Here is a 9,627-nt window from a genome sequence, read left to right on the forward strand (position 1 = left end):
ACCCCGCTACGCACCCCAAAACCGGAAGAGCCTGTAAATTCATCTCGGACAATTTGAGTTAGGGGAACGACGACTTCCAAGTCAGCTCGGCTGGAAGTCCCGTTTCTAACTTCCTCAAGCAACTTCCGATTAATTCGTTGTACTTGCCTTTCTACCAAGCCATCGAACACGTCAATCCATTCAAAGAAATCATCCTGTTGCAAGAACCAATCTCCTTCAAAACCAGATTTTTGACTTTCGATCCACCTACAAGTCAAGAGTCGTGCCGAACTATTGACTACCTGTTCAAGCTTCGACTCCCTTAGTTAAGCCGTCCCTCGCTACATTTTAAAAATATGCCGACCTCAATCTTCGCGAGGTACTAGCTGTTCTTGCGCGGGGTCATAAACAACGTTGACAATGTCACCGGTCAAAATCATCTTGATCGCCTGGTTGATAACCGGCAGCGGAGCCACAAACCACTCGTGTGGGTTGTACATACGCCCGTCAATGCCTACCTGTGAAACATTCAATCGAACGCTGCCAAACACCCGATGTAGCAAACTCTCCAGTGAAGAGGGACGCAAATTATAGACGCGGTAATCCTCCTCGATATGAACTGGCGCCATCAAAAATGTCGGCTCTTTCTCCGCATTCGCGATCCGCTTCTTCACCGGATTGCGAGAGAACCCAATCTTGTACAGGTTCTCAATCGAAGAAATCTGCGGGTCTTCGCTGAGTGAGCGCAGCACGTACACATGTCCGCTCTCAACGTCGGCGTCCCCGATTTCTGAAGCATCAAATCCTGAACGTACAATCGAGCGTCCGTCCTGCAAATAGAAGCGAATAGACAACGACTGTCTATACATGGATCCTTCGGTACCGTTTTCAAAAATGACGCGGAGACGCTGCTTCTTCTTTGTTGTGCTTCCGCTGGCCACGATTTCGTCCTCACCAACTTCTGCAACGAAGAGCATCACGCCAGCCAGAATGAAGAATTGGCCTTCCTTGATCGTGTCCTCGCCAGCGAAGTACCTAATGACGAATTCACCAGATGCCAGATCCGCATGCATCTGCTTGAAGAGCGGCTCAAACTCTTCGAAGTTCTTTGCCTTAACACGACGAGAAACTTCTTTAGCACTCCGGCGCTCAGCGATTACAGGCAGCGATGAAGTATCAAAAATATCGCTTTCATCGTCAAGAAGATCAAGGTCATCATTCGCCAAAAGATCCTCGTAAGAATCAATCTCTGGCTTCGCGAGTAGCTCAAACTCATCGAGGTGAGCAACCGCAGCAGCTCGTTCCGGAGCCGCACGAAAACCATCGAGTCGTGCTCCCAGCTTGCGCTCTGCAATATCCAGAGTCTCTGAGGACGGCACACGTTGGTGTTCGCGATAGAACTCCACAATCTCTAAAAAGCTGCGTTCCAGCCTATCGCTCGAAGTAACCGGCTTTGGCTTCGCTGGCGCATCAAGCAAACCGCCGGTATCACTAGCGAGAAGCTCCGCAAAAGCTGCTGCGTCGAAGTCATCATTCATCTCCGGCTAGCTCCTTTCTCTTTTGCTCGCGCTTCAGCTGCTGTAGCACCATCAATGCGTCACCATAAAGCCTTTCCGTAGCGTCCTTGGAACGACGGTCCGGCCTACGTCCATTAACCTTCGCCCAATCTTGAATCGTGGGGAAGAGCTTCATCGCTTCATTCGGCGTCAGTGCAATACGTGTCAGGTCAATGCTGTCGGAAATCAGTTTAAGCACCGACGGCGTAACCGACTTCGAGAGCACTTCAAATGCCCGCTGGAAGGGGTTAATCGAGTCAATCAGATTAATGCTCAGCTCATCAATATTCACGAAACGATTAGCGAGCTCGATGAACCGCTTGTCGCCGACTTCGCGAACGCGGCCAGTCTTCACAACAGAATCGACGACAATCCGCTGTCGAACTTCCTCTACCTCGGTATCGTTCAGATCCGGGTATTTCTCTCGGATGATTTTCGGGATAAGGATTTTGTTCGCTGTCTCTGGTTCTGACCCGCCGATCGCTGCGCGTGCAAACGTATCGTCCTGAAGAATCGTAGCTTTCAGATCATTGAGATCCGCCTCGACGATCTGCTTCACTCTCTCAGTGGATGGTTCTTGGAAGCCAAACACCTTAATCTTACCCGCAGTAGATTTGTCGTCTCGGTCCTTCTTCTTCTTGAAATCAAAGTTGGGTGCCAGTACCTGTTCCATAAGCAACGAGGCAGTAATTGCCTTCAGAATATTGTTCACCGAAACAGTGACTTCGTCCTGACCTGCGTCGGGCTCAGCGATAAGGTTCGTAAACTGAGCGTGGGCTTTCCCTTCCACATCACGGGTCACGCGCCCAATGATCTGGATTATTTCCGTCAACGATGCTCGGTAGCCAACAGTCAAGGCGTGCTCCGCGTAAGGCCAGTCAAAGCCTTCCTTCGCCATGCCAAGGGCAATGATGATGTCTACTCCATCGCGCTGCTTTGCCGCCACGTCAGTCAGATACAACAGCGTCTCGGCACGACGTTTCGGGTTGGAATCATCAACCAAATCGGCGACGCGCAGGATCTCACCGGTATCGCGACGGCAAACGTTGATAATGCCTGATTCCGCATCGACTGACTCAACATCTCCAATGATGTCGATGACGGTGTTGACTTCTTCAATCTTGTCCTTGGTGGACTCACCCGAATTCACGTTAGGGATGTGAAGAATCGTCTTCCGATCAAGATCAAGGACTTCATCCAACGCATCGGTATAGCGGCCCTGGTAGAAATGGTGTCCAATGCCAAGCGACTTCAGATACGTATAGCCGTTGAGCTGGTCATAATACGTAAACGTCACCGGAGTGAATTTAGCTTCGTCCTCAGGAGCAAGCACCGGCATGGTATCGCCACGGAAGTAGGAACCCGTCATCGCCACAATATGGGCATCCGAGCCTCTCATCACGTCATGTAAAAGCGCAGCCAATCGGTTTGATTCCGTATCCGCAGAGACATGGTGAAACTCATCGATTGCGAGAACTGCCCCGTTGAAGTCTTCCGGAGCCAATTTCTCAAACGCAAAGCGCAGCGTCGCATGCGTACACACCAGAATCGGATCAGGTCCATGCAAGAACTTGATAAATGCATCGACCTTGCTCGCCGAGGCTCCAGGTGTGCAGAGATTATTGGAATCCTTGACTTCCCAATCCGCGAAGAACCCGTTCGCCATCAGCTGTGTACTAGCGAACGACGCGCCAATAGAGCGCTCTGGCACGGCAACGATTACCTTCTTACGTCCCTGATTGAACAGTTTGTCCAAAGACACAAACATCAACGCGCGCGACTTTCCCGATGCCGGCGGCGCCTTAATCAGCAAATACTGAGCTGCGCGCTCTTCAAAGACACGACGCTGCATCTCGCGCATGCCCATTCCATCAGTGTTAACTGACGTACCCGACTGCGCATATTCAACGGTGACAACGTTTTCTACCGCCTGACTAAAGCTCTTCGCGCTCATTTCTTCCGCTTACCTTTCGCTCCCGCAGCTTCTTCCGCTTCAATTGCCTCTTTATACATAGCAAAGAGCACGGACAGTCGAGCCTCATCGCTCTCGAACGGGCGAGCGGAAAAAAGCTTATCGACAGCAGCGTCTACCTCAGCATGCGCTTGCCGCAAATTATCCGGCATTTTATCCGGGTCATAAAGTTCGGCAAGCGTGAATTCACTGTGATACTCACGAACATCAAGCACTCGAAGTGCGCGCTGCGAAAGCTCATTCTTCGCTTGGGCCGATAACTCTGGAACAGGAAAGTTGTTGTACACGATCGTATTGGAATATCGGTAGTCAGTCTTCATCTTGCCGCCAACGGCCCGGACCCAGACCATGTGCATCTTCGATGTGAGGAGCGCAAACAACCAGGGCTCTGCATCGTAAACGGCAAATGCCGCGTCTGAAACCACCGTATCTGGCCCAAGATATCCGATTGGGATGTATTCGCGACGTTCTGAAGAGACCCTAGGCACGATAATCGAATCAGTGGGCTTATAAGCACGGTGTCAAAATCGATGCGGCAGGTCAGCAAATTCGTTAGCAACCTTAGAAGTACTTCGCTTTCGTTCCGCTGCTACTTGCTCGAGGCGTTTCTGGATGAACTTAACGCTTCGCGCTTCAGCTACATCACTATCATCTATCCAAAGACAAAATCTATCGTTCCCGTTGATAAACTCTGATGACCCCAAGTATTTCTTCACAAATTTCTTGGCATTAACGTTCTCAGTTAACAGTTGTTCTGAATCAAAAACGGACAATTGAAGATGCTTACCGTCGCGCGGCACAGAACCAAACGCCATTTGCGGGAGCTGAGAAGAAAGCGGCGATGTGCGTCGGTATACAAACACATTCTCTGCATCGGCCAAATAACCATTAATCGAGGACACCTCAATTCGAGCGTTACCGCTAAATAGATATTTCTTCTTTTCTGAAACAGCCCTCATTCCAATGACAACAACAGTCACACCCGCGTTATGTTTTGCATTATTTTCCCACTTAAACGAAGTATATGCATAGCTAATTTCAACGCCTTTATCAAATATCATCGGGAACATCAATCCGACGTGTTCACCTTGAACAACGGAATTTGTGGCTACGAAAGACAGCTCTGCAAGAGTACCAGCAATGTAACCTGCCCCTTTGATAAACCAAAGCGAAATGTAGTCAAGGTTTTTTGAAAAAGGTCGATCACCAAAGACATACGGGAAATCCGACTTTTGTTCTGTACTTACCTTCCGAGAACCTCCGTAGGGCGGGTTTCCAATAAGATAGAGTTCCTCGTTTCCGCCATTTGGGCAAACTTGTTTCCAATCAAGACGTGTTGCGTTTCCAGCCTGAATGCGCCCCGTCTCCCTCAGAGGAATGAGCGGAATTTCGGTACCAAATTTATCTTTAAACTCCGTATTCATTTGATGTTTAGCAATCCACATTGACAAGACTGCGATCTCGACAGCGAAATCATCGATTTCAATACCGTAAAAGTTCTCAATGCTGATGCGCGAGTCGGACCAAAGCACGCTGTGCCTTTGATCTAGTAAAGCCAGTCGCTCGAGGATTGAGTGCTCCAGCCGGCGTAGTTCTTTATATGCGATAACAAGGAAATTTCCTGAGCCACAGGCCGGATCGCACAACTGGTCACGTTGGATACAAGACCCCAGTGCGGAGCGGTGCCATCGGATAGCGTCATTACCGGCTATGACCTGGGAATTCGTCCCAGTGCTGCCGTTTGGAGGTTAGCTTGCTGAATCGCTAAGTGTTCGGCACGCCGCTACCCCGGCTGGCGTCCGTAGAGGGGTGAACCAGTCGGGATTTCGCGCGCAGTAATTGTTACTCCTGGTTGATGTCGTCCTCTGCGTCGTCTTGAGGTTGTGTACTCTTTTCAGCCTCGTGGCGGAGTTCCCAGTAAACAAGGTCGGAGATCTCTTTGATGATCTGGCCCTTGCGATGAGCGCTGTCGAAGAACTTTTCCATGATGTTTTGCTGTGAGTCCTGGTGATCGAGCACCGCGTTCGTGACGGCAGTTTCGATCGTCTGCGACTCGCGAAACTGCTCCTTGGTGTTCGCGTTGACCTGATCCTTAATCTCTTCATTTTGAACGAGAATCGTGACGACGCCCTGTACCCAGGACTCCACTGAACCAGGATCAAAATCCTCGTCCTCAAAAAGGGCATTGATATTGTTCAGGATTTCTTCCCAGGCAACCAGGTGCGGGTCGCGCGAACGTCCACCACCGACACCCATCGGTTTGAGCTTCTCGCCGTCACCTCCGAGTGCAATAGCTCCTTCGCTCTTACGCGTCTGCTTGATGTGGGTGAGCTCGATGTTGTTAAAATCCAGCTCTTCTGGAGTCTTGCGACCCGTAAGTCGCGGTTGCAGTAGCCGGAGGAACAGGGCGAGCTTCTCGAGGTCGGTGTCCTGATAGTCGACGATTTGGGACAGGAAATCGTAGAGACGCACGAATGAGCCGACGTCCTTGCGAAAGAGGTCAAGCTCGTCGATCTCGGCCTTTGCGTTGTCGGCCAAGGCAGCCACGTAGCGGTCATTGAACCGGTCAGCGGCTTGCTTCAGCGATGCAGTGTGCTTACCGTGCTTCTTCTCGATGATGAATGCCTGCGCGAAGGCATCCACGTCATCCTTCGTATAGATCCCGGCAACTTCAAGCTTCCGCGCAAGGTCATGCACGAGATCTGGATCGGTAGTTTCAATGATTTCGGCAGTGCGGTAGTACGGCAGGAATGCATCGAGGATCGTGTCCGTGTCGTTGACGAAGTCAAGAATGTACGTAGTGTCTTTACCCTTGGACGGCAGGGTACGGTTCAGACGGGAAAGCGTCTGGACAGCTTCGATCCCGTCAAGGCGTTTGTCCACGTACATCGCGCAAAGCAACGGCTGATCAAAGCCCGTCTGGTACTTGTTGGCAACAATCAAAACCTGGAACTGATCACCCGCGAACGCCTGTGGAATCCCTCGACCACGCAGGCCAGGGTTCATGTTCGTTTCTGTATACGGCTCCTGCACGCCAGGCACAACATCATCAATCTGCTCAGCGGTCAAGCTTCCAGAGAACGCCACCAGGGTTCCCAACGGATAGTTGTTTTTCTCAACGTAGGCGTCGATTGCCATCTTGTACTTCAGCGCAGCGGCTCGGCTCGAGGTCACCACCATCGCCTTAGCGTGCCCATCGAGGAGCTCAGCAACATTCTCGCGGAAATGCTCGACGATGATCTGAACCTTCTGAGCAATGTTTGTCGGATGCAGACTCACCCACCGCATCAGGCCCTTTTTCGCGGTGCCCTCATCGACGAGCTCGTCAGTTCCAACCGCCCCACCGGCTTTCTGGGCGAGCTGGAAAGCCGTGTTGTACGTTGTGTAGTTGCGCAGCACATCAAGGATAAAGCCCTCCTCGATGGCCTGCTGCATCGTGTACACGTGGAAAGGCTGTGGCAAACCATCCGCACCAGGACGACCGAACATCTCCAGCGTCTTGCCCTTCGGCGTAGCAGTAAACGCATAGAACGAGATGTTCTTGGCTGTCGCCCGCGCTGCCATCTCAGCGGCAAGCACGTCCTCGACGCTTACTTCGCCACCGTCCTCGAGGGCTTCGACCTCTGCTTGTGAAAGGACCTGTCGCAGCTTCTGAGCACTTGTGCCGGTCTGAGATGAGTGCGCCTCGTCCGCGATTACCGCAAACTTGCGATCCGCGAGCCCACCTTGCTGCGCAAGCGCCTCAAGCACGAACGGGAAAGTCTGCAACGTGACGATGATGATGAGCTTGCCGCTACTCAGTTCCTTGGCTAACAGGTCCGATTTTGAGGTCGCTGACGCTTTACGAACCTCGTCAGCGTTAATCGTTCCGACTACACCCTTCGTGCCCTCAATTGCCTTGATTGCCTTCTGAAGCTGGTCATCGAGCACGGTACGATCAGTCACGACGATCACCGAATCAAAGGTCTTCGAATTATCGGCGTTGTGGAGGTTCGCGAGCCCGTGAGCAAGCCACGCGATCGAGTTCGTTTTTCCTGATCCTGCAGAGTGCTGGATCAGGTACTTACTACCCGGCCCCTCAGCGCTCGTGGTCTCGAGCAAGCTAGTGACGGCCTCCCACTGGTGGAAGCGCGGGAAGATGATCTGCCTACTACGCGAGCGAACACCAGTGATTGGATCGACCTTCTCAGTGATCTGCAGGTTCACAAATCGTTCCAGAATCTGCAGCCAGTTATCACGCTGCAGCACCCGCTCCCACAGGTACGAAGTGGCAGCGCCATTCGGGTTGACCGGATTACCGGCACCGCCGTCATTGCCGAGGTTAAACGGCAAGAACACCGTGTTCGCACCATCTAGCTTCGTGGTCATCCGGATCTCGTCAGTAGAGACCGCAAAATGCACCAGAGCACGGGAGCCGAACTTCAGCAACGGTTCACCTTGAGGTTGACGGTCTCGACGGTATTGATGCACCGCGTCATCAATCGACTGTGTGTTGTCGGTCTTGAGCTCGGCGGTCGCCACCGGTAGACCGTTGACGAAGAACACCAGGTCGATCGAATCCTGCGGGCGCTTTGCCGAGTGATGTACCTGCCGTACCACCCGGAGTCGGTTTGCCTGGTAGTGCTGCTCAGCTTCGGGGTTCATCGAGGTCGCAGGCTTGAACGCACACATGAAGAACTTCGCTGGGGTCTTCCTGAACCCGCCACGCAGCACGGCCAGCAGACCGCCGCCATGCTCAAGCGGCTGGTCGAGCTCCTTGACGAGCCGATCCACCAACAACCGCTTTGCAAGAGCAGTCTCCACCGGCGAGCCGTTATCCGGCATGACCCGCGCCCACTGCTCAGGCTGCGTCACCTGAAGCCAAGCAATCACGTCCTCCGGAATCAGCGCATGCTCCTGGTCATAGCCGGTGAAATCCTCTTCGTACAGCCAGCCATGCGAGCCGAGGTACTCGCAAATCTCGGTCTCGAAACTCTTCTCGTGCTGAACACCCATTACGTCCTCCTTACACCTCAATCTGGCCAGTCACCGCAGCAGTGATCAACGCCGAACGACGCTCCTGCAAGAGCCCCAAAGCACGCTCAATTGTTGCCCTAGCGTCGGCAAGCGCTTTAGCGCTCTCATCTAGCTCAGACACAATCCTTTGCTGCACTTTCCCTTGAGGCAGAGAAAGGGGAATCCGACCAAAAGTCTGCCAATTCCTGAAGTCAACAGCACGTTGACGAACGCTTGGTGCTTGGGTAGCCAAGAACCCGCTATTACCCAGATATCGGAGCAAGTAAGCAATAAAACGAAGATTGTCATCATCATTACGGAGCCGACAGACGTGATAAACGGGTGTCGACTGGCCGTTGCTATCAGAGATACCGACGGCACCCGCGAAGCCGTCCAGGCCGTGGAACACCAGGTCGCCCGCAACTACTCCTTGATACCCAGCTTCTGTCTCTGAGAAAGTGAACCCTTCTTCCCGACGGTTTGAGCGCAGTGTTACCTCGCCATCACGAAAAGCAGTGACGACGCCAGCCCCTTCAACCACCGGTCGATATTGCTTGACAAGTAACCGCTTCAACGGAAGCGTTTTCAAGGGTGTGAACCCCGTGAACGCCTCATGCCAGCGTGCCTCGTTACGAAGATCGAGCAGTTTGAGAAGCTCACGCTGTTTAGTGATGAGGTTGTCAATCTTCGCCGTCTCCACATCGAGATACTGGACGATCCGCTCCTGCTGTTCAATTGAACGTAGTGGGAACGGCAATTCCTTCAGGCTTTCCCATCCGAGAGATGCTCGGACCCCGTCTTCACCCAGGTTATTGAAGACCTGTCGAAAGTAGAGATCCATGAAGTACCAGTATGCGTAGCGTGGCAAGACCTCCTTGGACGGCTGAACCACGATATATGCAGGACTTACGAGGCCTTCGTCTTCTGACAAACCGACTCGGCTTGTTGAGACGTTCTGCAGGTCAATCAGCTTGAATACGAGATGGCCAGGCTTCAACAACTGATACGAGTCAAAAGATTCTGGCTGGAGGCCGTCGGTCGCTTCTCGTGATCTCGGCAGCACACCGTTCATTGTTAGAGAAAGGCGTTGATATGAATCTGCCTTACCTGCACCTGGAATCTGCC

Annotated in this window: 6 protein-coding genes and 1 pseudogene; all 7 read right to left on the bottom strand. The window is 52.4% G+C overall.

Annotation, left to right across the window (positions count from 1 at the left end; genetic code table 11):
• Positions 1-203 (bottom strand): hypothetical protein (locus tag HMPREF2807_RS14265; protein WP_232751673.1); only part of this gene is annotated, 203 nt, incomplete at its 3' end.
• Between the two features lie 141 nt (positions 204-344).
• Positions 345-1,517 (bottom strand): GIY-YIG nuclease family protein, encoded by a 1,173-nt coding sequence (locus tag HMPREF2807_RS11345; RefSeq protein WP_070513001.1) that lies wholly within the window; start codon positions 1,515-1,517, stop codon positions 345-347.
• Positions 1,510-3,489, bottom strand: coding sequence for a DEAD/DEAH box helicase (locus HMPREF2807_RS11350; protein ID WP_070513004.1), 1,980 nt, complete (start codon positions 3,487-3,489; stop codon positions 1,510-1,512). The genes HMPREF2807_RS11345 and HMPREF2807_RS11350 overlap by 8 nt, the downstream gene beginning before the upstream one ends.
• Positions 3,486-3,794, bottom strand: coding sequence for a type IIL restriction-modification enzyme MmeI (locus tag HMPREF2807_RS14055; protein ID WP_369816159.1), 309 nt, complete (start codon positions 3,792-3,794; stop codon positions 3,486-3,488). The genes HMPREF2807_RS11350 and HMPREF2807_RS14055 overlap by 4 nt, the downstream gene beginning before the upstream one ends.
• Positions 3,777-5,219 (bottom strand): annotated as a pseudogene (locus tag HMPREF2807_RS14060) (class I SAM-dependent DNA methyltransferase); the annotation flags it as partial. The gene HMPREF2807_RS14055 and the pseudogene HMPREF2807_RS14060, both read right to left, overlap by 18 nt.
• A gap of 130 nt (positions 5,220-5,349) precedes the next feature.
• A complete protein-coding gene (locus HMPREF2807_RS11365; protein WP_070513017.1) occupies positions 5,350-8,502 on the bottom strand; it encodes a type I restriction endonuclease subunit R in 3,153 nt (1,050 codons plus the stop codon).
• A 10-nt stretch (positions 8,503-8,512) separates the two neighbouring features.
• Positions 8,513-9,622, bottom strand: a complete 1,110-nt coding sequence (locus HMPREF2807_RS11370) for a restriction endonuclease subunit S (RefSeq protein ID WP_232751676.1) — start codon at positions 9,620-9,622, stop codon at positions 8,513-8,515.
• Between the last annotated feature and the right edge of the window lie 5 nt (positions 9,623-9,627).

It is taken from the genome of Corynebacterium sp. HMSC074A09, from assembly GCF_001811545.1.
GTDB lineage: Bacteria > Actinomycetota > Actinomycetes > Mycobacteriales > Mycobacteriaceae > Corynebacterium > Corynebacterium hiratae.

Bases quoted from the DNA above. Each gene is read 5' to 3' on its own strand.
- HMPREF2807_RS11345 (WP_070513001.1), bottom strand. From the start codon at position 1,517: ATGAATGATGACTTCGACGCAGCAGCTTTTGCGGAGCTTCTCGCTAGT.
- HMPREF2807_RS11365 (WP_070513017.1), bottom strand. From the start codon at position 8,502: ATGGGTGTTCAGCACGAGAAGAGTTTCGAGACCGAGATTTGCGAGTAC.
- HMPREF2807_RS11350 (WP_070513004.1), bottom strand. From the start codon at position 3,489: ATGAGCGCGAAGAGCTTTAGTCAGGCGGTAGAAAACGTTGTCACCGTT.